The following is a 23,354-nucleotide window of genomic DNA, read 5'->3' on the forward strand; positions in this document are numbered from 1 at the left end:
CGATCCGTTGTTCATCGCCGGGGCAGTGAGCCCAGCGCATCCGCCGTCAATGGCGCACCGGAGACCTTCGCCGCATAGAGCGCGGCTCCGACGTCCGGTTCGTACAGGGGTGCGCGCAGATCGTACCCGGCGTGCAGCCGGCCCAACTCGCCGGTGAACGCCTGGAGCACTCCGTCCGCGCGGAACACGCCGCCCGAGTACGAGACAGCCACCTGCTCGTCCTCCTGGAAGCCGAGCTGCCGGCGCGTGGCCTCGACCAGACCAGCGAGCTCCACTCCGGCGGCGGCGAGGATGTCCGCGGCGACGGGGTCGCCGGCGGTCGCGGCCTCGGCGACCGTGCTGGACAGGGCGGCGATGCGCGTCCGCTGCTTCTGCCAGTCGGTGAGCACGAGCCCGATCAGGTCGAGGTCGTGCGCGATCCCTGTGCGCTCCTTCACCAGGTCGTAGAGCGGGCCGCGGGGAAGGCGGCCGTCGCTCATCCGGGTGAAGGCGTTGAGACCGCGGTCGGCGATCCAGTAGCCGGACCCCTCGTCGCCGAAGAGCTCGCCCCAGCCGCCGACGCGGAGGCCGGCGCCGTCCCGCTCGCCGTAGGTCATCGATCCGGTGCCGCCGATCACGTTGATCCCGTCCGCCGCACCCAGCGAACCCGCCCACCCGGGGACCATGTCGTTGACGCAGAGGAAGCGGTCGTGACCGAGAGCCGGGCGAGGGATGGCGTCCAGCGCGGCCTGGTCGGCGCTGACCTCGCCGTAGCCGGGGAGTCCGACCACGGTGAAGGCGATCGCGTCCGGAGCCATCCCGGCCTGGCGGCAGATGTCGTCGACTCCGTCCGCGAAGGTCCGGGTCACAGCCTCGACGCCGAGAGCGTAGTAGTCGCTGCTCGCCTGCTGCGAGCGCGCCAGGACACCGCTCTCGGAATCGATGAGGGCGAACGCCGTCTTGGTGCCGCCGCCGTCGACGCCCAGGAAGCGACTCACGCGACTCCGCTCGCGGCCTCGTCGAGCGCGTGCAGGCGCACGCCCTTGACCACGCGGTTGACGTTCCCGCTCGGGAACGGATTGTCCGGCGTCGTCCCGACACCCAGAGCGAACGAGAGCGCGAGGATCTGGGCGACGACCACGTACACACTGGCGAGGAACGAGTCGTTCACCGCGGTGAGACCCTCGAACGGGACCGACAGGCCGTCCGCCGTGGTGACGCCGTCGGGTGCGATCGCGATGACGCGGGAGGGATCGAGCGCATCCCGCAGCTCCGCCAAGATGTCGAGGTCGTACTTGCGCGTGTACTCGTCGGACGAGATGAAGACGACGACGAGCGTGCGCTCATCGAGGACCGACTTCGGGCCGTGCCGGAAGCCGAGGGCCGAGTCGTAGTAGCTCACGACCTGCCCGGCCGTCAGCTCGAGCAGCTTGAGGGCGGATTCGCGGGCGAGCGCGGTGAGCGGACCGCTGCCCAGGTAGACGACGCGGTCGTACCGGTCGTCGGCGAGGTCGGCGATCGCATCCCAGCCGCCGTCGACGATGCCGGCCGCCGCCGCGACGAGGGGCGCGACCGTCTCCGGGCCTCCACCGCCGAGCACCAGCAGCACGGACAGCAGCATCGACGTGAAGCTCGACGTCATCGCGAAGCCCTGGTCGTTGGCGTCGGCGGGCATCAGCAGCACGTAGGACTTCTCGCGGCCCTGGTGCTCCAGATTGAGCCGGCCGGCCGGATCGCACGTCACGATCAGGTGACTCACGTCGGTGAGGCACTCGTCGGCCAGCCGGGTGGCCGCGACGCTCTCCGGGCTGTTGCCGGAACGCGCGAACGAGATGACCAGCGTGGGGACGTCCTCGGCGAGGAACTCGCGCGGGTTCGAGACGAGGTCGGTCGTGGCGATCGCCTCGATCCGCCGCGACAGCAGGCGCGACAGCTCAGGCGCGGCGACACCGCCGACGAAGGCGGAGGTCCCGGCGCCGGTCAGGACGATGCGCAGGTCGGGACGTGCGAGGAGCGGGGCGAGGAACGCATCCACGTCGGCGCGCTCGGCCGCGATGTTGGCCGCCGCCTCGCGCCACACCTCCGGCTGGTGGCTGATCTCGCCGATGGTGAACTGGGCGCCGCTGGAGTCGGGGCGTGCGGTGGTCGGGCGTGTTTCAGACAAGGATTTCCCCCTGGTTGCGTGCGGTCATTGGGCGTGTGGCGGCGGCGTACGGGCGCAGGGCATCCCGGATCTTGTCCGTCACGAGTGAACGTGGATGGGGATCGAGCTCTCCGGCTCGGACGCGGTCGTACTGGTCCGGCAGGAACTGGGCGATCAGCGGGAGCGGCAGCGTCCTGCTGGAGAGATTGGCGTACAGCACGGCCTCGGCCGCCTCGATCTCGGAGTCGGGCCAGTAGTAGCGGAGGCGGTCGCTGTAGCTGTAGCGGCGCGCAATGCGCTGCTCGTCCTCGTCGCCCTCGTAGTAGTCCTGCCAGTACCCGGGTTCCGCCAGCATGCGCTCCTCGATCACTCCGACGAGGTGCGAACGCTGGGCCTCCGGCACCAGTTCGTCTTCGATGGCGGCGAGCGCGAACAGCGCCTCCCGCATCGCGAAGGTGAGTCCCGGACCGACCTTGAGGATGGCCCAGTGGTCGTCGACCAGCTCGGTCAGCCGCGACTCCAGCTGGTAGTCGGTCGAGTGCGCCTCGAAGACCATCCCGGGTTCGTCGTCGAGCACGGCGCGCAGGTCCGCGGTGCGGTCGCGACGGTAGTCGATGACCTGGAGGTGGTCGAACTCGACACCGGGCTGAACGACGAGGGCGATGATCCGGGGCCACGCGTCCAGCACCCCGGCGGCCGCGAAGGCCTCACGGTGCCGTTCCAGCGTCCGCCGTGCCGCGTCGGGCGATGTGGGCGTCAGCTCCGCCAGCGTCTCGTGCGCGCCGCCGGGCACCGGCACCTCCGTGCCGATCACGTAGAGCTGCCGCCCCTCGATGCCGAGACTGCGCGCCGTCTGCTCGGCGACGCGCAGCAGCCGTGCGCTCCGCTCGGCGACGAGCTCGTCGCCGAGCGGGACGGGATCCCCGCTGCAGGACATGCTGCAGTCGAGGTGGATCTTCGTGTACCCGGCCTCGACGTACGCGGCGACGAGGGCGTCGGCGTGGGCCAGCGCCTCCTCGGCCGGGAGCCCCTGCCAGCGGTTGGGCCCGAGGTGGTCGCCGCCGAGCACGATGCGGTCGCGCGGGAAGCCCTGCTGATCCGCGATCGAGTACACGAGCTCGCGGAAGTCGGCCGGGCGCATCCCGGTGTACCCGCCGAACTGATCCACCTGGTTCGAGGTCGCCTCGATGAGGACGAAGCTCGAATCGGCGGCGGCCTGGGCGATCGCCGCCTCGAGCACGACGGGATGCGCGGAGCACACCGAGTACGCCCCGACCGGTTCGCCGGCCTTGTGCCGCCGGATGGTCTCCCACAGCTGGTCCGTCATGCTGCTCCCTCGGATCGGGTGGTGCTGGTCTGGGTGCAGAGTGCGGCGACCGTCTCGGCGATGCCGTCCCGTCCGGGCGCGAGGTAGCGCCGCGGGTCGGTCGCCGACGGGTTGGAGTCGAGGAACGACCGGACGCGGCCGGTGAAGGCGACGTTGAGCGCCGTGCCGACATTGATCTTGCAGATGCCGGCGGCCACCGCGTCGTTCAGCCCGCTCACCGGGACTCCCGACGACCCGTGCAGGACCAGCGGCACCGGGACGACCCGCGCCAGCTCGCCCACGAGCGCAAGGTCGAGGCGTGCGTCGGCCGTGGTCATCGCGTGGGACGATCCGACGGCGACGGCCAGTCCGTCGACCCCGGTCGCCGCGACGAAGGAGACGGCCTCGGCCGGGTCGGTCCGGACGCCCGGCGCGTGCGCGCCCTCCTTGCCGCCGATCGCACCGAGCTCGGCCTCGACCCACAGCCCGCGTTCGTGGGCGCGGGCGGCGGCGTCGCGGGTGCGCGACACGTTCAGCTCGTAGTCGTGGTGGGCCTCGTCCACCATGATCGAGGAGGCGCCGAAGCGTCCGGCCTGCTGGATGAGCTCGTCGGCGAGCGCGCTGTCGGTGATGTGGTCGAGGTGGATGCTGACGGGCGCGGTGCTCTCCTCGGCCGCCAGTCCGCAGGCCGCCAGCAGGGGCGCGAACCGGCCGCCGTGGTAGGCGATCGCGTTCTCGCTGATCTGCAGGATCACCCCGACGCCCGCGCGCTCGGCGCCGGCGACGATCCCCTCCGCATGCTCGAGGGTGATCACGTTGAAGGCGAGCACAGCGCTCTCCTGGGCGACCGCCTCCTCGATGAGGCTCCGGGTGCTGGCGAGGCTCATGAGGCGAAGCGATCGTAGTGCGACGGGTCGGCCGCCACGGCGTCGTCGAGGATGCCGCGGGCGATCTGCGCGTCCGGGACGAGCGGGTCGAGCACGAGCGCCTGGAGGGCGAGCTCGCGCGAGCCGCTGACCGCGGCCTCGACGGTGAGCTCCTGCTGCTGCGCACGCGCGGTCAGCACAGCGGCGATCGCGTCCGGGAGCCGGCCGACCGAGACGCCGTGGATGCCGTGGGCGCCGACGACGGCGGGCACCTCTACGACGGCCTCCGGAGGCAGGTTCGCGATGACCCCGGCGTTCGGCAGGTTGACGGCGAGCTCGACGTGCTCGTTCCCGGTCCTCAGAGCCTCGGCGATGGCCACGAGGCGTTCGGCCTCCTGGTTCCGCGCCGGGGCGAGGGGCTCGGTCCCTTCGGCCTGGGCGCGCAGCGAGTCCCACAGCCGGCCCTTCTCGTCGATGTACTCGCGCGTCATGTCCTGGCCGCCCTGGAGTCCCCAGCCGAGTCCGCCGTCGCCGCCGCGGGCGAGGTAGCCCGAGAAGAACTCGGACACGTGCCGGTCGCCCGGTGCGGGGTACAGCCCGAAGGTCTGCAGGAGATCCGCCGACACCGCCGAGTGCACGCCTTCGCTGCGGGAGGTCTCCGCATTTCGGCCGCCGCCCCGCGTCCGCACGAGCTCTCGCAGTCGCGGATACAGGTCCTCAGAACCGGTGCGGATGTCGAGGAGCCAGCACAGGTGGTTCAGCCCGGCGAACAGCGCGCTCACCGACTCGGGGTCGACGCCGAGGTCGCCCGCGAGAGCCGCCTTGGTGTGCATCGTCCCGTGGCACAGTCCGACCGCGTTCACCGGCGTGTGCTTGGTGACGGCGCGGACGTTCGCGGTGAGCGGGTTGCTGTAGTTGATCAGCTGGGCGGTCGGCGCCACATCGGCGATGTCCGTCGCGATCGCGAGCAGCTCGGGGACGTGGCGGAGTGCGCGCAGCACGCCGCCGGGTCCGACGCTGTCGCCGACGGTCTGGTGGATGCCGTACGCCTCGGGGATGTCGAGGTCGGCTTTCCAGCCGGCCGCTGACCCCACCGCGATGGTCGTGGCGACGAAACGGGCGGCCCGCAGCGCCTCCCGGCGATCGGCGACCGCTTCGACGCGCATCGTGGAGCCCGCCGCCTCGGCGATCCGGCGGCCCAGGCGGGCCATCGTCTCGGCCGCTTCCGGGACCACATCAACCAGCCGCACCGCGACGCCGCCGAACGTGCGCGACCGCGCCAGGTCGTTGAGCAGCCCGGGGGTGAACACGGTGCTTCCGGCACCGATGAGGACGAACGCCTCCTGCGTCATCGCGCGCTCCTTCTCACTTGACGCTCCCCGTGAGGAGTCCGCTGACGATGTACCGGTTGAGCACGACCGCGATCACGGCGGGAACCGCGACGGCAATCACGCCCGCCGCGCTCATCAGCGAGTACGGGACGGTGTGCCGGCCCTGCAGCGCCGCGATGACCACCGTGAGCGGTTGCGTCGACAGGTCGCTCGAGAGCACCAGCGGGAACAGGAACTGCGCCCAGGCCGACAGGAACGTGATGATGGCCACCGAGACGATGCCCGGCCGAGCGAGCGGCAGCACGACGTGCCAGAGCACGCGCATCCTGCTGGCCCCGTCGACCTGACCGGCCTCCTCGAGCGCGACCGGGAGGCTGCTCATGTAGTTGTAGAGGATCCAGGTCGCCAGGGGCAGGAAGCCGGAGATGTACACCAGCACGATGCCCGTATAGGTGTTGACCAGTCCGAGCGCCGACATCATCTGGTAGAGCGGGATGAGGGTGGCGTACGCGGGGAACGCCATCGTCGCGAGCACCGCGTAGAAGAGCACGTCGCGGCCGCGGAACTTCATGCGGGCGAACGCATAGGCCGCGAGCGTGGCCAGGACGACGGTCACGATGGTCGCCGCCGTGCACTCGATGAAGATGTTGAGCGTCGACTGCCGGACCGAGTCGGCCAGGTCGCCACTGCCCCCGAGCAGTGTGAAGTAGTTCTTCAGGGAGGGCGTGGGCGGCAGGTAGTTCGCCGGCTTCGCACTGATCTGCGCGTCGGTCTGGAGGCTGGTGTTCAGCACCCAGTACAGCGGCAGCAGCGTCCAGACCAGGATGAACGCGACACCGATCGGTCGCGCGATGGAACGTCGTTTCATCAGAACTCCACGGGGCGGTAGACGAGCCTCACGACGCCCAGCGACACGATGAGCGTGGCGAGCGTGATCAGCAGGGACAGCGCATAGCCCTGACCGAAGTCGAGGTTCTGGAAGCTGATGAAGTAGGTCTGCATCGTCACCGACGAGCCGGTCGCGGCGGCGCCGTTCAGCACGAAGGGCTGGTCGAACACATTGAGTGTCGCGATGACGGCCTGGACCATGGCGATGGCGATGCCCGGTCGGGCGAGCGGCAGCGTGATGCGGCGGAACATGTTGAACCCGGTGGCGCCGTCCAGCGCGGCCGCCTCGTAGAGCTCGCCGGGGATGTTCTGCAGCGACGCCAGAACGAGCAGCGCCGACAGCGGGGTGATCTGCCACACCTGCACGAGCTCGATCGCGAGGATCGTCACGAATTGGTTCTGGCCGAGGAACACCTGGTAGTGGTCGATCAGGTGCAGCGACGACAGCACGCTGTTGAGCAGGCCGTTGTTGCTGTCCCAGATGCCGGACCAGACGATGCCCTCGACCACGCCCGGCAGCGCCCACGGCAGGATCAGGATCGCGACGAGCACCGAGCGGCCGCGGAACGGCTTCTGCAGGGTCACCGCGAACAGCACGCCCAGCGCCGTCGACAGCAGGACGCCGATGATGACGTACAGCACCGTGTTGCCCATGCTCGCCACCACGGCGGGGTCGCTGAACAGGGTGACGAAGTTGTCGATGCCGTTGAAGCGGTCCGGCGGGTTCAGCGGCTGGATCTTGAAGAACGCCTCGACCAGGGTGATCCCGGCCGGGACGAGAGCCAGCCCGATGATGAAGATCGCGAGCGGAGCGACGAGGCCATAGGGCAGGAAGTCGAGGCGGCGGACCAGCCGCGAACGCGTGGGACCCCCTCCCGCCGGCCGGGACGTGCCCGGCCGGCGGCGGGACTGGACGTCGACGCTCAAGAGCCGTTCGCCAGCTTGGTCGCCTGCGCGGCGATCGCCTTGATCGCCGCGTCCACGCTGATGGTGCCGACGGCGGCGGAGTGCAGGTTGGTGCTGACCGACCGCGAGAACTCCGGGTACCAGGACGGCGCACCCGTCGCGAAGACCGGCTTGGACTTCGACAGCAGCTCGCTGAGCTCGGCGCCCTGGGCCAGCTTGCCGTTCTCCGTGAGGATCTTCATCGCCGACAGACGCGACGGTGTCGGGTAGTTCGGCATGACCTTGTCGGGCCCGTTGGCGCCGGCGAAGTCGGCCTGGTTCTCGGAGGCGGTGATCCACTCGATGAACTTGGCCGCGGCGGCCGGGTACTTGGCCTGCTTCGGGATGCCGATGCCGTCCGGGTTACCGAGGTTGCTCGTGGTCCCGTCGACGCCCGGCGTCGGGATGTAGCCCGTCTTGCCGACCACGCTGGACGAGGCGGGTACGTCGTAGAGGCTGCCCACGTTGCCCGAGTAGTCCGAGAAGGTCGAGGAGACGACGCCCTTCGCCATCAGGTTCTGCATGCCCTGGGAGTCGGTGACGTTGATGTTGCCGGCCGGGACGAGCCCGTCCTTCAGCGAGTCGATCATCCACTTGGCGGCCTTGTAGCCACCGGAGTCGGGGCTGGCGAACTGCGGCTTGCCCTTCGCATCGAGGAGCGTGCCGCCGAACGCCTCGGTGGCCTCGTACCAGTAGGTCGACAGGCCCTCCGCCGCTGCGAACGGGATGTTGAGCGGGGTCGCCGAGATGCCCTTCGCCTTGATCTGCTTGAGGTCGTCGGTGTACTCGCTCATCGTGGTCGGCATCGTGGTGATCCCGGCCTTGGCGAACTGGTCCTTGTTGACCGTCGTCACCATGTAGGAGGAGTCGAACGGGATGCCGATGACCTTCCCGCCGGACTCGAACGACGTGAGCTGCGGCATGTCCGCCTTCAGCTTCTTCGTGTCGATGTAGTTGTCGATCGGGTAGAACCAGTCGAGCTTGCTGAGCTGCCCGACGCGCGACCAGTCCACATCCGTCACATCGGCGAAGTAGGTCTTCGAGGTCGCGGCTGCGGCGATCTTGGTCTGGAGGTTGTCCCAGTCGATGCTCGTCCACTTCACGGTGATGCCCGTTTCCTTGGTGAACGCGTCGAGGGCCGCCTTCGGGGGCGCGGGATTCATCCAGGCGACGGTGATGGTCGCACCCTTCGTCTGGGTGGAACCACCGGAGGATCCACTGCCGCCGGTGCATCCGGTCAGCGTGAGTCCGAGGGCGACGGCGCCGGCGATGACGGCATTCCGGGTACTGCGTCTGAGCTTGAGCGTCATGGTGCTCCTCCTTGGCAATGGGAGCGTGTCAGCGGCGGTGCTGAGCGACACGCGATTTGAGCAACGATGACATGCAGTGCGCACGGTTTCAACAAATGGGAGCGGAAAACCGCACATTCCGCCCAAATGAACAATCTTGTGGCGAGAAACTGATTGTGCGCGCACTTTTGCTGCTCATTCGCTATAGTTCCATTGTGCAGCGCAAAGAACGCCTTCATCACATCGTCTCCGCGATCGTCGACAACCTCTCGATGGAGGTGCCCGAGCTCGCCGCACGGTTCGACGTCTCGGAGGCGACCATCCGCCGCGACCTGGAGCTGCTGGAAGAACAGCAGCTGGTCAGCCGCACGCGCGGTGGCGCGACGACGCACGTCGCCTTCAACGACCTCCCCCTCGGGTTCAAGACCTCGCAGGATCTGGACGAGAAGCGCCGCATCGCACGGAGCGCGCTCGCCTTCCTCGACGGCGCGAGGGTCGTCGGCATGACCGGCGGGACGACCACGAACGAGTTCGCTCGGCAGCTGCTCGGCCGCCGGGGCCTCACGGTCGTGACCAACGCCCTCAACATCGCCACGAGCCTGGTGAGCAGCCCGGGACTCCGCGTCTTCGCGGCCGGCGGCGAGGTGCGCAGCAGCAGCCAGGAGGTGGTCGGCCCGAGCGCCGAGGCGTTCCTCTCGGAGTACAACATCGACGTCTCGTTCCTCGGCGTGGACGGCGTCGACACCGAGGCAGGCTGCACCAACTACGACCCCATCGGCGCCCGCGTGAACGGAGCGATGCGTGCGCGCTCACGGATGACGATCGTGCTGGCGGACGCCACCAAGATCGGCCGCGTCGCGCTCGCGAGCGTGTGCTCCATGGACGAGGTGGATGTGCTCATCACCGACTCCCGTGCTCCGCAGTCGGCGGTGGACGCCATCCAGCGCCGGGGATGCCGCGTCATCTGCGCCTGATCCCACACCGGCTGCCTAACGCGCAGAAATCCGCTCGATTCGTGCACATTTATTGTGCGAATGATGCGCTCGTGCGATATTGGCCGAATGGTCAAAGTAGCCTTCATCGGCGCCGGGAGCGTCGAGTTCACCCGCAACGTCGTCACCGATCTCTGCAGCTTCAGTGAGCTGCAGGGCGAGTTCGAGCTGTCCCTCCACGACATCGATGCCGAGCGGCTCGGCTACGCGGATGCACTGGCGAAGCGGATCAGCGCACAGCTGGGCGCGGACGCCCGGGTCACCTCCAGCCTCGATCGCCGGACGGCGGTGGCCGACGCCGACTATGTGGTGAACGAGATCCAGGTCGGAGGCTACGCCGCGACCCGCAAGGACTTCGACATCCCGGCGCGCTACGGCCTGCGGCAGACCATCGGCGACACGATCGGCATCGGCGGCATCTTCCGCGGGCTCCGCACCATCCCCGTCCTCACCGGGATCGGCCAGGACCTCGCCGAGGTGGCCCCCGACGCGTACCTGCTCAACTACAGCAACCCGATGGCGATGCTCCCGTGGGCCGTCTCCGCCGGGACACCCTTCTCGCGCGTCGTCGGCCTGTGCCACTCGGTGCGCGACACCCACCACCTCCTCGCGGAACTGGTCGGCGTCCCGGAGGACGAGATCACGTTCGAGACCGCCGGATTCAACCACCAGGCGTTCGTGCTGCGGTTCGAGCGGGACGGCGAGGACCTCTACCCGCGGCTGCGCGAGGTCATCGACGGCGACCCCGAGCTCCAGCGCCGGGTGCGTGTGGAGCTCTTCCGCCGGTTCGGCTACTTCCCCACCGAGTCCAGCGAGCACAGCGCCGAGTACGTGCCGTGGCTGATGCGCAGCGACGCCGCGATCGAGCGGTTCCGCATCCCCGTCGGGGAGTACCTCACCCGGTCCGAGCGGAACATCGAGGAGTTCGACGAGACCCTCGCGACGCTGCAGGCGCAGGGCGATCTGGATCTCCAGCCGACCTCGGAGATGGCGTCGGAGTTCATCCGGGCCCACGTCACCGGCGCGCCCGCGAGCCTCTACGTCAACGTGCAGAACAACGGACTCATCGAGAACCTCCCCGCCGAGTGCTGCATCGAGGTTCCCGGCATCGTCGACCAGGACGGGCTGCACCCGCAGGCCGTCGGCGCTCTGCCGCCGCAGCTGGTCGCGCTCAACCGCACCTTCCTCAACGTGGTCGAGCTGACCGTGAAGGCCGTCCTCGAGGGCAACCGCGACCACGTCTACCACGCAGCGCTGCTCGACCCGAACACGGCCGCTACGCTCGGAATCGACGACATCCGGAGCATGTGCGACGAACTGCTGCAGGCGCACGGCGACCTCATCCCCGAGGCGCTCCGGCTTCCCTGATTGAGCACGCTGTGAGAATCGGGATCCTCGGCACGGGGGCGATGACCATCGCGCTCGGCGCCCGGCTCGTGCGAGCCGGGCACGAGGTGCTCATCGGCTCGCGCGACCCCGAGCGGTCGCGCGCCGTGAGTGAGGAGCTCGGCGCCGCGGGCGCCGGCGACTACCGGTTCGCGGCGCGCGCCGACGTGGTGATCCTCGCCCTGCACGACACCGAGGTTCTGCGGATCGCCGAGTCCCTCGCCGACGTCCTCGCCGGCGCCGTCGTGATCGACCTCAACAACCCGCTCGATCCTCCATCGTTCGAGAGCCGGTACGCCGGCTCCGAGTCGCTCGGCGAACGACTGGCGGCGGTCGCCCCAGGGGCGAGAGTCGTGAAGGCGTTCAACACGGTCTACGCGGAATGGTTCGCCGAGGGCGCCGACGCCGGCTCCCCCGCGGTGCAGGTGTTCGTGGCCTCGGATGACGAGGACGCGAAGAGCACCGTCACCGACCTCGTCCGCCAGCTCGACGCGGAGCCGGTCGATGCCGGACCGCTCCGGGCCGCGCGGCAGCTGGAGAGCCTGGCGGGGTTCGAGGTCTCCCTGGTCGATCGCGGCTTCGCCCCGTTCGTCGGCTTCCGGCTGGTCGCCGGTCAGCAGGCGCGGGACGCTGACGGCGTCCGACCGCGGATCTCGGTGGTCGGCCCCAACCCGGCGATGGACAGGACCGAGGCGATTGCGGAGTTCCGCCCGAACGAGGTCAACCGGGCGACCGTCAGCAGCCCGCGGGCCGGCGGCAAGAGCTTCATTGTCGCCCGGGCCCTCCGCCGCCTCGGCCGGCCCGTTGCTCTCTACGGGTTCCTCGGCGGCACGACCGGAGAGTATCTGCGGTCGGAATGCGCCGAGCTGGGCATCCACGACCGTCACGTCACGATCGTGGGAGAGACGCGGATCAACACCATCGTCGTCGACGGCGCGACGGGCGGGGCGACCGTCGTCAACGAACCCGGGCCGACGGTCAGCGAGGCCGAGGCGGACGCGCTCGTCCGGGCTGTCGGCGCCGGCCTGGCCGCCGACGACCTCCTGCTCCTCTCCGGCAGCCTCACGCACGGACTCCGCCCGGGCTTCTATGCGGAACTGGTCGAGCTCGCGCATTCGCGCGGCGCCCGAACGGTGGTGGATGCGGCAGGCGACGTGCTCGTGCGCGCTGCCGCCGCCCGCCCCTGGGCGCTGAAGTGCAACCTCGAGGAGTTCGCGGCGATCATGCCCGATGCGCCACGGCAGCTCGCCATGGACGCCGACCGCGACCGCCTCCTCCGCGCGATGCGCGCGCTCACGGCGACGGGCGTCGAGCTCGTCATCGTCACGCTCGGCGCGGACGGCCTGCTGGCCGCCACCGCGAGCGAGGCGATCCAGGTCGCAGCTCCACGGGTGATCGTCAAGAACCCCACGGGCTCCGGCGACACCCTCCTCGCCGCTTTCGCGGCGGCATGCGCCGACGGCGAGCCGCTGCCGGACGCGTTGAGGTTCGCTGTCGCGGCCGCCAGCGCCAACGCCGCCGTTCTGGTCCCGGACCTCGGGCCCGACCCTCAGCTGACCGAACTGGTGAAGCAGACCGTCGTCCACCGGCTCTCGACAGGGACGGCATCGTGACGTTCATCGGCATCGACGTGGGCACGACCGGACGAAGGCGCTGCTCTACGACCCGCAGTCTCCGGAGCGCACGGTCATCGCCGAACCCACGCCCGTCGTCCCGACACCGCACGGTGATCTCCGCGACGCGGACGCCGTGGTGGCCACTGTGCTCTCGTGCATCGACCGGCTTCTGGAGGGGCTCCCGCCTGCCGAGCGCGGAGCCGTTCGCGGGATCGGCATCACGTCGCTCAGTGAGGAGATGGTGCTGCTGGACGCATCCGGTCGTTCCATATCCCCCATGCCCGCCTGGTACACCGGCGTCGCAGCAGAAGCCGCACGCGGCGAAGGGATCGACCCGTCGTTCTCGTGGTCCAAGCTGCGCTGGGCCTCCGAACAGTATGCGGCGGAGGATGTTCGGGGCGTCACGACGCTGAACAGCTACATCGCGGCTGCCCTCGGCGACGACTCCGACTTCGCGATCGACGACTCGCACGCCTCGCGCACCGGATTCTTCGACGTCGGGGCAGCGACCTGGCAGCCGCAGCTCTTCGAGGCGACGGGGTGGCCGGCCTCGCTCCTCCCTCCGTTGGTCCCGGCCGGGAGCGCCGTGTCGACGCTCGCATCCCCGCTCGCGGAACGGTGGGGCATCCCGGGCACCGCCGCTATCGTCCTGGGCGGCCACGACCACTTCTGCGGCGCCTTCGCCGTCGGCATCCGCAGCGAGGGCCAGCTGTACGTATCCGCCGGCACCTCCGAGGCGCACTGCCTGATCGTGGACGAGTTGCCGCAGGGGCTCCTGCCCGAGCAGGTCGGCGCCGGTCGGTTCGTCGACGGAGAGCACTTTTACCTGCACCGGCAGCTGCCGTCGGGCCACCTGTACCGGCAGTGGACCGGGCTGCTCGGTCTGGCCGACGAGTCCTCCCGCGCGCGGGAAGCCGAGGAGCTCCGCGCAGAGCCGCTGGGCTCCCTCGGCACCACCGTCGTCCCCGGATTCGGCACGGACGTGCGCAGCTCGGTGTTCGATCTCGCCCCGGACGCCGGACGCCGAACGCTGCTGCGCGCCCTCCTCGAAGGTCTCGCCTGCGCTGCGCTGCTGGTCGACCGTGAGCTCATCGCCCTCACCGGCAGACCCATCACGGAGGTGGTCGCGTCGGGGATCCCCGCCGCCAGTCCTGTCTGGCAGCAGCTGCGGGCGAACCTCGCCGTCGCTCCCTTGTCGGTGAGCAGCGAGGACGAGGCTCCCGCGCTCGGCGCCGCGCTGCTCTGCGAGAGGGTGGCCACCGGAACCGAGGGCCGCCCGTCGGCCCTGCAGCGCGTGCCCGCCGACCCCGCCTCAGCCGCCGAGTACGGGGCGCTGTACGCACGGTTCGAGCAGAAGCTGTCGACCCTCCGCTAGCGCGCCAGATCAGGCGGTCTCGCGCGGGCTGCTCAGCGGTACCCTTCCCTCGAAACGAGACACGCATCCGATCGCTGTCTCTCTCGACGGGATGCACGGCAGGGCCAGCTCGGGCCCCGGCGCGCCGGGCCCCGGCGCCCCGCGCCCGATGCGCCGCGCCGACCATGCCGACGGCACCCGGGGAAGGAACGACATCATGAACGACAACTCCACCGACCTCTCCGCCTTCGGGATCGGGGTCGACCTCCGCGACGGCTACGCCGAGGTCGGCGACGGCGTGCGATTGCACTACGTCGAGGCCGGGACCGGCCCGCTGGTCGTGCTTCTGCACGGCTTTCCCGAGTTCTGGTACGGCTGGCGACGGCAGATCGCGCCGCTCGTCGAGGCCGGCTACCGGGTGGTGGCCCCGGACCTCCGCGGCTACAACCTGTCGTCGAAGCCCGACGACTACACCGAGTACACCGCAGACAAACCCGCTCACGACATCCAGCAGCTGATCCGCGTCCTCGGCGCTGAGAAGGCGCCCGTCGTCGGGCACGACTGGGGCGGGTCGATCGCCTGGACCCTGGCGATGAATCACCCGGAGGTGGTCGACCGCCTCGTGATCCTGAACGCTGCTCACCCGCGCAAGCTCAACGAAGGTCTGAAGAACCCGCACCAATTGGAACGCAGTTGGTACTTCTTCTACTTCCAACTGAAGGGCACCCCGGAACATCATGCCGAGCGACACAACTGGGAGTTCTTCGTCCACTTCCTCCGCGACGCGCAGCCGCCGTACACGGACGACGAACTGGACCGGTACCGCGAGGCCTGGTCCCAGCCCGGAGCTGCCAAGGGGATGATCGACTACTACCGCGCGGCCGTCCGGTTGGGCTCGAAACAGAAGGTCCTGACCATCGCCACGCCGACCCTCGTCATCTGGGGGCAGCAGGACCGCTTCCTCGGTGCCGATCTCGCGGAGCCGCACGCCGAGGACGTGCCGAATCTTGTCCGTGTGGAACGGATCGACGGCGCCTCCCACTGGGTCCACCACGATGAGGCCGATCGAGTGAACCGACTGATCATCGAATTCCTCGGAGCCGACCAGCCCCGGGCAGACGCATGACCAGCTGAACGCGGTTCCGCTCGGCTCTCTCAGCTCCCGGTCTTCTTGAGCTGCTTCTTCGCGGAGCGCTCGACGAGGATCGCGAGGTAATCCCGCACCGGGCGCCCCGCATACTGCCCGTACTCCGCACGGGCGATGTCCTCGATCTCCGCGCGGGGCGTATCCGGGAACTTCTCCTGCAGCCGTTCGACGATCTGCTGGATGGTGTCCTCGTCTGTTGGTTGCTTTGCCATAAGCGGAGTCTTGCATGCCCGAGTGAACGCCGACGAATGCGGGTCGGCGGCCGCGCCGTCTCGCCGGCTAGCCGTCGATGACCTGGCTGCGGCCTCGCTCGGATCGCGGCGCACCGACGATCCGGGCCGCCGCCGCATTCGCCGACCGTGCCGCGTCGAGAAGGTCCTTTCCGACGGCGAGTTCTGCAGCGAGCGTTCCTGCGAACGCGTCGCCGGCACCCGTCGTGTCGACCGCAGCGACGGCCACGGGAGCGATGCTCCGGCCGGCCGTACCGTCGTCCACCCACGCACCCCTGGCACCCAGGGTCACGACAGACGATCGGACGAGGGGACGTAACCGTTCCGCGATCGTGCCCGGACTCGCCTGCTCAGGCAGGTCCACCAACACGGCGGCCTCTTCGAGGTTGACGATCACGGGATCCGCCGACGACAGCACCCGTGGGTCCACCCCGGGGGCCGGACTCGCGTTGAGGATGAAGCGCGCCCCGTTCTGCAGTGCCCACCCGGCGGCTGCCCGCACCGCCTCGGACGGGACTTCGCACTGGCACAGCACCACCTGCGGCATCCGTGCGTTCAACGCGGCTTCGACCTGCCCGCCGGTGAGCTCCGAATTCGCCAGCGGAATCACAACGATCGAGTTCTCACCGTCCGGCGTCACGGAGATGACGGCCCTTCCTGTCGGCTGGGGCGCAGTGACGACCTGCGTGACATCCACCCGGTGCGCCGTCAACTCGTCCAGCAACCGGCGCCCGGCGTCGTCGTCTCCCAGCGCGCCCACGAACGACGTCGCGGCGACCGCCGCAGCAGCGAGGGCCTGATTCAGCCCCTTCCCCCCGGGAGCCGTCTCGTATCCGGTGCCCAACAGGGTCTCCCCCGCCCGAGGAGCCCGAGCGACGCGGACCACGATGTCGAGGTTCGCGGAGCCCACGACCGCGACCGCGGGGGTGGGGAGGAGGAATCTGGACACAGACGCCTCGGTCAGGCGATCTCGGCGATGTCCGCCACCAGGCCGACCAGGCCGTAAGCCGTCGACAGGTCCAGGTCCGGATACCCGAACGTGCGTGGACCGCGACGCTGGGATCCCGGAATGAGGAGGAGCCGTTCCATCATCTCCGTCAGGCGCACATCCACTTCGAGGTCCACCGCACCGTCGAATGCGAGTCCGCTGCCGGTGTCGGTGGCCGCGACCGCGTCCGGCACAGCCGCCTCGATGAGCGCGCAGGCGACGGTCGGATGGACGCTGTCCGCCGCCCGCACGCCGAGCGCCCGCTTCACCGTCACCGACGTCACACCGGGAAGAACCTCCGCAGCTTCGCGCGTTGCGGCGTCGTCGCCGGTCACGAGAACGGTTCTCGCACCGTGCGAGTTCGCGACTGCTGCACTCAACCCGACCTCGCCCAGGACCATGCCGTTCATGCGAACGGAATCAATGGTCCGGCCGCTGAGCGTGTGCGGGAGGACCGCATCGGCGAGGCCCGCTCGGCCGTGATAGCCGATCAGCAGGACCGCGTCGACCCCACGGTCGACTCCTGCGACCATGTCCAGCGGGCGCGGGATGCCGCGGATCAGCCGCGCCCGCGGATCCAGCCGGTCGGGCAGGAGGTTCAGGCCCTTCGCGTGAGAGTCGCACACTGTGACCTCGGCCTCGTCGTCTGCGGCGAAGACGCCGCGGACCGCTGCGGACGCTTCGTCCGTCATCAACTCGCGTGCGCGTTCCCAGCCTGGGCCGCCCGGGGCGATATCCGACCGGTCGACGACCCCGGCGATGCCTTCCATATCGACCGACACCAGTACGCGCATGCGCCCACACTACGACGCCGGGTGGAGACTCCTCAGAACTCCACCGGGTCGCGGATGATCGGGCAGGTCATGCAGTGTCCGCCGCCGCGCCCGCGGCCGAGTTCCGCACCGACGATCGGGATGACCTCCACGCCCGCCTTCTGCAAAAGCGCGTTGGTCGAGGTGTTGCGGTCGTAGGCGTAGACCACGCCGGGCCGGAGTGCGACGGCGTTGTTGCCGCTGTCCCACTGCTGGCGCTCGGACTCGTAGTTGTCCCCGGCGGTCTCGACGACGTGCAGGCTGGGGAGCCCGAGGGCGTCGGCGACGACCTCCACGAACGGCGTCGACCCGTGGTCGATCACCCGCATGCCGGGGGCGCCGTCGTCGGGAAGCAGCGTGAAGGTGTGGACGTCATCCATGATCTTCGGGTAGAGCGTCACGATGTCGCGGTCGGCGAAGGTGAACACGGTGTCCAGGTGCATCGCCGAGCGCAGTTTCGGCATCCCCGCGACGATCACCCGCTCGGCGGCGTTCCGCGCGAACAGCGCAGCGGCCGCCTGCGTGATGGCGTGCCGCGAGGTGCGCTCGCTCATGCCGATGAGTACGGTCCCGTTCCCGACGGGCATCACATCGCCGCCTTCGAACGTGGCCTGCCCCCAGTCCGCCTCCGGGTCCCCCCACCAGACCGTGGCGTCCACGAAGTCGGGGTGGAACGCGTAGATGGCCTTCATCAGCAGCGTCTCGTCGTGGCGTGCCGGCCAAAACAGGGGGTTGAGGGTCACCCCGCCGTAGATCCAGCAGGTGGTGTCCCGCGTGTAGAGGGTGTTGGGAAGCGGGGGCATGAGGTACTCCCGGACACCCGTGGATTCGCGGGCGAGCGCCACATAATCGGTGCGGTAATCCTCGGGCAGGTCGGAGGTGGCCAGGCCGCCGATGAGGTAGCGGGCGAGATCCGCCGGCGCGAGCGAATCGAGGTAGGCGCGCGTGCCCTCCACGAGGCCGAGGCCCACCTCGGCGGGGACGATCTTCCGGTCGAGCAGCCACGACTTCGCTTCCGGGTCGGTGACGGTGTCCGCCAGCAGCTCATGCAGCTCCACCACGTCCACGCCGTTTCCTCGCAGATCGGCGACGAAGGCCGCATGGTCGCGGATGGCGTTGTCGACCCACATCACGTCGTCGAACAGGAGGTCGTCGGCGTTGCCCGGCGTGAGCCGGTGGTGCGCGAGACCCGGCGAGCAGACCAGGACCTTGCGCAACTGCCCGACCTCCGAGTGGACACCGAACGCGGGCGCGGCGGGTGAGTCTGTCATCGTTCCTCCTCGTGACGCTTCAGATGTGGATCCAGCCGACGACCAGCGCGACGACGGCCGCGACGGCCCCGACGACGGCGACGGCGAGGATCACGTACTCGCGGCCGGTGAAGACTCTGCGTCCCTGCTCGCGCCGGGCCATGACGAACAGCACCGTCGCGGGCGCGTAGATGATGAAGGACAGCAGGACGAAGGTCAGGCCCGCTGCGAAGATCAGATACGCGGTGTAGATCGTCGCCAGGATGCCGACCGTCAACTCCCTGCCCCAGCCCCGCGGCGCATCCCGGTACGTCTCCCGGGTGAGCACGAGCTTCATCGCGTAGCACGCGACCAGGAAGAACGGGATGAGCGTCAGCGCGCTCGTCAGGTCGAGCGCCAGGTTGAACGCGTCGTGTGAGAAGTAGGTGATGATCAGGACCACCTGGACGAAGATCGCGGTCGTCAGCAGCGCGGGCACCGGAACGTCGGATCGGTTCGACCGCGAGAGGAAGCGGGGCATGTCGTCGTCCTTGGCGGCGACAAACAGCACCTCCGCCGCCATCAGCGACCACGCCAGGTAGGCGCCGAGGACGGAGACGATCAATCCGATGCTGACGAACCACGCGCCCCACGGCCCGACGGCGGCCGCCAGCACGCCACCCATCGACGGCTGCCGGAGCTCGGCGATCTGCCCCATCGGCAGGATGCCGTACGAGACGATGGTGACCGAGGCGAAGATCGCGAACACGCTCAGGAAGCCCAGCACCGTCGCGCGCCCGACGTCGGCACGCCGTTTCGCGTGCCGGGAGTACACGCTCGCCCCCTCGACGCCGAGGAACACGAAGACCGTGACCAGCATCGTCCCGGTCACCTGGTCGAACAGCGATCCCGCGTAGTCTGCGCCGCCCCAGTTCTCAGCGAAGACCTGCGGCTTCAGCACGAACAGGCAGAGCAGGATGAAGACGACGATCGGCACGATCTTGGCGATCGTGACGATCCGGTTGATCACCGCGGCTTCCTTGATCCCGCGCCGGATCAGCAGGAAGAACCCCCACAGGCCGACCGACGAGATCCCGATCGCGAGCAGACTGTCGCCCTCGCCGAGCGCGGGCACGACCGCCCCCACGGTGGACATGATGAACACCCAGTAGAACACCAGCCCCATCGACGCGCTCGCCCAGTAGCCGATCGCGGAGTAGAACCCGAGGAACTGACCGAAGCCCGCCTTCGCGTACGCGTAAACGCCCGCGTCGAGTTCCGGTTTCCGGTTGGCGAGCGTCTGGAACACGAACGCCAGCATCAGCATCCCGACACCGGCGATCGTCCACGCGATCAACGAACCGGCGACGCCGGTCTCCTGGGCGAATCGCCGCGGGAGCGTGAACACTCCCGCGCCGACCATGGACCCGACGACCATGCCGGTCATCGTCAGCATCGACAGCTTGGCCGCCGGCGCCTGCTGCTGTGCGGCTACATCGGTCTGTGTCACGAACCCTCCCCAGGGGTGTGATTCGCCGAAGGGACGACCACCGCCCGAAGGCGGATCGTGGACGCGGTTCGACGCGCATATTCAACTCGCGCCCGGGTCCCTGGGTCAAGCACCTCGAGCGGCCGGAGGATCACACCCGCCTCACCTGCCGGTGTACGCAATCCGCACTCTCCCGATCTCGCCGTCGAAGGGGAAGGGCATGCGGTCCATGTAGGAGCGCGACACCGCCCCGCCATAGGCGCGCCCGATGTCGAGGCAGTCGTTCGCCGAGAACAGCAGCGGGATGCTCACCGGCACCGTCCCGGAGCCGACCGCGCTTCCGTCGACCCGTAGGTCGATCCGGAGGGGTGACGCCGGCCGCGGCTCGAGCACGGTCGTCTCGATCTCGATGGTGTGAGCGCCGGGCGGGAGCGGCACATCCGCGCGGATGATCGTCCGCTGGATGAGGAACAGGTTGAACTCGTAGGTGAGCGCACCGTCCACGACGTACGCCGTCAGGCCGCCGCCTGCCCCGCCGAGCTTGTAGAGCACGCCGTTCGCCTTCTCCCCCAGCTCCGCCTCGATCGTCACCAGGTTCGCCCGGGTGCCGAGGGCGGGTGCGCAGAACTCCGGCACCCGCACCGTGTCGCCGGAGAACTCCCACTCGGTGTACGGCGGCGAGATGCGGTCCTCCGGATGCATGGTCACCACCCACAGACCGCCGCCGACCGGCAGAACGTCGTTCCGCGCGGCCTCGATGGCGAACAGCTCTTTCAACTGCCCCAGCTTTTCCGGATTCTCCGCCGCGAGGTCGTGCGCCTGGCTCCAGTCGTGCTCCAGATCGTAGAGCTCCCAGGTGTCCTGATCCGGGGTCCAGGTGCGGATGCCGGGAGGTGCGCCCGGCACCCAGGGCATGCGCGGGCCGAGTGCCGAGGCGATCCAGCCGTCGGAGTAGATCGAGCGGCTGCCCATGATCTCGAAGTACTGCGTGCGCCGCCGGCCCTCGGCGGTCTTATCGTCGATCGAGTAGGCCAGGCTGACGCCGTCGATCGGATCCTGCGGGATGCCCGCCACCATCTCGGGGTGCGAGATCCCGAGGATCTCGTACAGGGTCGGCGCGACGTCGATCACGTGGTGGAACTGCGTTCGCGGCTCCGGATCGTGCTCGATGCGTCCCGGCCACTGGACGAACATCGGGTTCCGCGTTCCGCCGAAGTGCGACGCCAGCAGCTTCATCCCCTGGTACGGGGTGGAGCCTGCCCAGGCCCACGCCGCGTGGTACTGATTGTCCACCTGCGGAGTGCCGAGCACGTCCAGACCGCCCATCTCCTCCAGCACCGCGATGTGCTGATCGATCGTCGTCGGGATCTGATTCTGCGCGAGCAGCTCGCTGATCGTGCCGTTCTGTCCCTCACCGGACGAGCCGTTGTCGCCCCAGATGTAGATGACGATCGTGTTGTCGAGGTACCCGAGCCGCTCGACCTCGTCGATGACCCGGCCCGCCTGCACATCGGCATGCTCGCCAAACCCGGCGCACACCTCCATCAGCCTTCGCTGGAACGGCCGCTGGTGCTCGGGGATCTCATCCCACCCCTGCAACGACTCCGGGCGCGGAGTGAGCTCGGCGTCCTGCGGAACCCAGCCCGCGGCCTTCGCGCCGGCGAGAGCCTCTTCGCGGTAGACGTCCCAGCCGTCGTCGAAGACTCCGGCGTACTTGTCGGCCCACTCCTTCATGATGTGGTGCGGCCCGTGGATGGCCCCGGTCGCCCAGTACATGAAGAACGGCTGGTCCGGAGCGAGGGCGTTGTGGTCGCGCAGCCACGAGATGGCGTCCTCGGCGATGTCCTCGCTGAGGTGATAGCCCTCCTCCGGCGTCTTCGGGGGCAGCACGCTGGTGGTGTTGCGCACGAGGTTCGGCTCGTACTGCGACGCCTCCCCGGCGAGGAAGCCGTAGAAGTAATCGAACCCGACACCGGTCGGCCAGTTGTCGTACGGGCCGGCCTTCGTCGTCTCCTCGGCCGGAGTGTTGTGCCACTTTCCCCAGGCGGCCGTCGCGTAACCGTACTGCCCGAGCACCTCGGCGATGGTGGCGCTGCTCTTCGGGATGTGGCCGGAGTATCCATCCCAGTCGTTGGCCAGTTCGGCGATCTGCCCGGCCCCCACCCGATGGTGGTTGCGCCCCGTGAGCAGCGATGCGCGTGTCGGCGAGCACATGGCGGTCGTGTGGAAGCGGTTGAAGCCGATCCCGTTCTCGCGAATGCGCTCCAGCGTCGGCGTCGCCACCTTGCCTCCGAGCGGCGCCGGCAGAGCGGGGCCGGCGTCGTCGATGAGAACCAGCAGGATGTTCGGGGCATCCGGACCCAGGTGCTTCTCCGGTGGCAGGGGCGAGTACGTCGACTCCTGCATCGTGCGTCCCGCGACACTGCCGGACCGCTTCGGCGGGAACGGCAGTGTGCGGGCCGGCGGAAGCGGCTTCCCGACCACAGAGCGACCCTGGTCAGCCATTCCTGAACCCCCTCGCGAATCAGACCAAACGCCCGCATCGTCGCTGACCCGGCTGCCGCCTGGCTAGTCACCAGGTGGCTTTTCGGTACTGCCGCTGCGCATGCACCAGGCGTTACCGTGACCGCATGCGCACTTCGCAGAGCTTCCGTCTCTCCGCCGTCCTCATCGTGGCCGGTGTCCTGGCCCTCAGCGGGTGCTCGTCGGCCTCGGATGCTTTCACCGGAAGCTGGGGGTCCACAGCCCAGGGACAACCGAACCTGACCATCAAGGACGACGGCACGTTCTCCGGATCGGACGGCTGCAATGCCATGTCGGGCAAGGGGTCCGTGTCCGGTGACACGTTCACCTTCGGCCCCTTCGCCTCGACGCTGAAAGCCTGCGACGGCGTCAACCCCTGGTTGAGTCGCGCCAGCACCGCCAAGGTCTCGGGCGACAACCTGGTGATCTACGCGAACGGCGGTCAGAAGGTGGGCACCCTTCCGCGCAAGTGACACCGACCGGCAGAAGACCCGTCGTCAGGAGGTGACCGTGGGTTTCTTGGCATACGACAGCAGCGCGCGGGTCCAGTTCGACGACGACACCCTCGCCCATGTGGAGGTCGTCGTGATCAACAAGCTCCTGCGCAAGGAGTCATTCGCCCTGAGCTGGCAGGAACCGGAGGACGACGGCGGAGGGCGGACCAGCGTCTGGATCGACACCGGACTGCCTCTGAGGTTCCGTTTCGCGCACCCGAGCGTCGGCCGACTGGATCGCGACTGGCTGGAGCAGCTGACCCGGGGCGCCATGAGTTCCCACGGGCTGGTCGTCGTGGACCGGCAGGGCCTACCGGTGACCGCACGGACCCAGCGGCACTGACCCG

21 protein-coding genes are annotated in these 23,354 nt (G+C 69.2%); 7 read left to right on the forward strand and 14 right to left on the reverse strand.

Annotation, left to right across the window (positions count from 1 at the left end):
- Window positions 1-11: 11 nt before the first annotated feature.
- The 8 genes from QRN40_RS04100 to QRN40_RS04135 are packed head-to-tail and all read right to left on the reverse strand — an operon-like array spanning window position 12 to window position 8,768.
- A complete protein-coding gene (locus tag QRN40_RS04100) occupies window positions 12-977 on the reverse strand; it encodes a BadF/BadG/BcrA/BcrD ATPase family protein (protein ID WP_285114216.1) in 966 nt (321 codons plus the stop codon).
- The gene (locus QRN40_RS04105) at window positions 974-2,143 is read right to left on the reverse strand and encodes an SIS domain-containing protein (protein WP_285114217.1); all 1,170 of its coding nucleotides are present in this window, start codon (window positions 2,141-2,143) and stop codon (window positions 974-976) included. The genes QRN40_RS04100 and QRN40_RS04105 overlap by 4 nt, the downstream gene beginning before the upstream one ends.
- A complete protein-coding gene (locus QRN40_RS04110) occupies window positions 2,136-3,449 on the reverse strand; it encodes a D-tagatose-bisphosphate aldolase, class II, non-catalytic subunit (RefSeq protein ID WP_285114218.1) in 1,314 nt (437 codons plus the stop codon). Before QRN40_RS04110 ends, QRN40_RS04105 begins: the two co-directional genes overlap by 8 nt.
- On the reverse strand, window positions 3,446-4,315 hold the full coding sequence (locus QRN40_RS04115; protein ID WP_285114219.1) for a class II fructose-bisphosphate aldolase: 870 nt from the start codon (window positions 4,313-4,315) through the stop codon (window positions 3,446-3,448). Before QRN40_RS04115 ends, QRN40_RS04110 begins: the two co-directional genes overlap by 4 nt.
- Window positions 4,312-5,646, reverse strand: coding sequence for a family 4 glycosyl hydrolase (locus QRN40_RS04120; protein WP_285114220.1), 1,335 nt, complete (start codon window positions 5,644-5,646; stop codon window positions 4,312-4,314). Before QRN40_RS04120 ends, QRN40_RS04115 begins: the two co-directional genes overlap by 4 nt.
- 13 nt (window positions 5,647-5,659) lie before the next feature.
- A complete protein-coding gene (locus tag QRN40_RS04125; protein WP_285114221.1) occupies window positions 5,660-6,493 on the reverse strand; it encodes a carbohydrate ABC transporter permease in 834 nt (277 codons plus the stop codon).
- The gene (locus QRN40_RS04130) at window positions 6,493-7,440 is read right to left on the reverse strand and encodes a carbohydrate ABC transporter permease (protein WP_285114222.1); all 948 of its coding nucleotides are present in this window, start codon (window positions 7,438-7,440) and stop codon (window positions 6,493-6,495) included. The genes QRN40_RS04125 and QRN40_RS04130 overlap by 1 nt, the downstream gene beginning before the upstream one ends.
- Window positions 7,437-8,768 carry an ABC transporter substrate-binding protein gene (locus QRN40_RS04135; protein WP_285114223.1) on the reverse strand — a complete coding sequence of 444 codons (1,332 nt, stop codon included), beginning with the start codon at window positions 8,766-8,768 and terminating at the stop codon, window positions 7,437-7,439. The genes QRN40_RS04130 and QRN40_RS04135 overlap by 4 nt, the downstream gene beginning before the upstream one ends.
- A 194-nt stretch (window positions 8,769-8,962) precedes the next feature.
- Here QRN40_RS04135 and QRN40_RS04140 point away from each other — a divergent pair, with 194 nt between their 5' ends.
- The 5 genes from QRN40_RS04140 to QRN40_RS04160 all read left to right on the forward strand — a co-directional run bounded on the left by QRN40_RS04140 (window position 8,963) and on the right by QRN40_RS04160 (window position 15,221).
- Window positions 8,963-9,721, forward strand: coding sequence for a DeoR/GlpR family DNA-binding transcription regulator (locus tag QRN40_RS04140; RefSeq protein ID WP_285114224.1), 759 nt, complete (start codon window positions 8,963-8,965; stop codon window positions 9,719-9,721).
- Window positions 9,722-9,808: 87 nt separating this feature from the next.
- The gene (gene melA / locus QRN40_RS04145) at window positions 9,809-11,107 is read left to right on the forward strand and encodes an alpha-galactosidase (RefSeq protein ID WP_285114225.1); all 1,299 of its coding nucleotides are present in this window, start codon (window positions 9,809-9,811) and stop codon (window positions 11,105-11,107) included.
- A gap of 11 nt (window positions 11,108-11,118) precedes the next feature.
- Window positions 11,119-12,738: a hexose kinase gene (locus QRN40_RS04150; protein WP_285114226.1), complete on the forward strand. Its 1,620-nt coding sequence runs from the start codon at window positions 11,119-11,121 to the stop codon at window positions 12,736-12,738.
- A gap of 40 nt (window positions 12,739-12,778) precedes the next feature.
- Window positions 12,779-14,116, forward strand: a complete 1,338-nt coding sequence (locus QRN40_RS04155; RefSeq protein ID WP_285117436.1) for an FGGY-family carbohydrate kinase — start codon at window positions 12,779-12,781, stop codon at window positions 14,114-14,116.
- A gap of 196 nt (window positions 14,117-14,312) precedes the next feature.
- Window positions 14,313-15,221 (forward strand): alpha/beta fold hydrolase, encoded by a 909-nt coding sequence (locus QRN40_RS04160; RefSeq protein WP_285114227.1) that lies wholly within the window; start codon window positions 14,313-14,315, stop codon window positions 15,219-15,221.
- Between the two features lie 29 nt (window positions 15,222-15,250).
- Here the strand turns inward: QRN40_RS04160 and QRN40_RS04165 are convergent, their stop codons facing one another.
- The 6 genes from QRN40_RS04165 to QRN40_RS04190 form a co-directional block, all read right to left on the reverse strand.
- Window positions 15,251-15,454: a three-helix bundle dimerization domain-containing protein gene (locus QRN40_RS04165; protein WP_285114228.1), complete on the reverse strand. Its 204-nt coding sequence runs from the start codon at window positions 15,452-15,454 to the stop codon at window positions 15,251-15,253.
- Between the two features lie 67 nt (window positions 15,455-15,521).
- Entirely contained in the window at window positions 15,522-16,421 is a 900-nt protein-coding gene (locus tag QRN40_RS04170) for a ribokinase (protein WP_285114229.1), read from the reverse strand.
- 11 nt (window positions 16,422-16,432) lie between these two features.
- A complete protein-coding gene (locus tag QRN40_RS04175; RefSeq protein WP_285114230.1) occupies window positions 16,433-17,254 on the reverse strand; it encodes a M55 family metallopeptidase in 822 nt (273 codons plus the stop codon).
- A 32-nt stretch (window positions 17,255-17,286) separates the two neighbouring features.
- Window positions 17,287-18,543 carry an arginine deiminase gene (locus QRN40_RS04180; RefSeq protein ID WP_285114231.1) on the reverse strand — a complete coding sequence of 419 codons (1,257 nt, stop codon included), beginning with the start codon at window positions 18,541-18,543 and terminating at the stop codon, window positions 17,287-17,289.
- Window positions 18,544-18,562: 19 nt separating this feature from the next.
- Window positions 18,563-20,011, reverse strand: coding sequence for a basic amino acid/polyamine antiporter (locus tag QRN40_RS04185; protein WP_285114232.1), 1,449 nt, complete (start codon window positions 20,009-20,011; stop codon window positions 18,563-18,565).
- Window positions 20,012-20,152: 141 nt separating this feature from the next.
- Window positions 20,153-22,495: an arylsulfatase gene (locus QRN40_RS04190; RefSeq protein ID WP_285114233.1), complete on the reverse strand. Its 2,343-nt coding sequence runs from the start codon at window positions 22,493-22,495 to the stop codon at window positions 20,153-20,155.
- A gap of 125 nt (window positions 22,496-22,620) precedes the next feature.
- On the opposite strand from QRN40_RS04190, the gene QRN40_RS04195 reads away from it, so the two are divergent.
- Both QRN40_RS04195 and QRN40_RS04200 read left to right on the forward strand, forming a co-directional pair.
- Entirely contained in the window at window positions 22,621-22,986 is a 366-nt protein-coding gene (locus QRN40_RS04195) for an META domain-containing protein (protein ID WP_285114234.1), read from the forward strand.
- A 37-nt stretch (window positions 22,987-23,023) separates the two neighbouring features.
- Window positions 23,024-23,350: a DUF7882 family protein gene (locus QRN40_RS04200; RefSeq protein WP_285114235.1), complete on the forward strand. Its 327-nt coding sequence runs from the start codon at window positions 23,024-23,026 to the stop codon at window positions 23,348-23,350.
- The last annotated feature ends 4 nt before the right edge of the window (window positions 23,351-23,354 follow it).

It is taken from the genome of Leifsonia sp. fls2-241-R2A-40a (genome assembly GCF_030209575.1).
Taxonomy (GTDB): domain Bacteria; phylum Actinomycetota; class Actinomycetes; order Actinomycetales; family Microbacteriaceae; genus Leifsonia.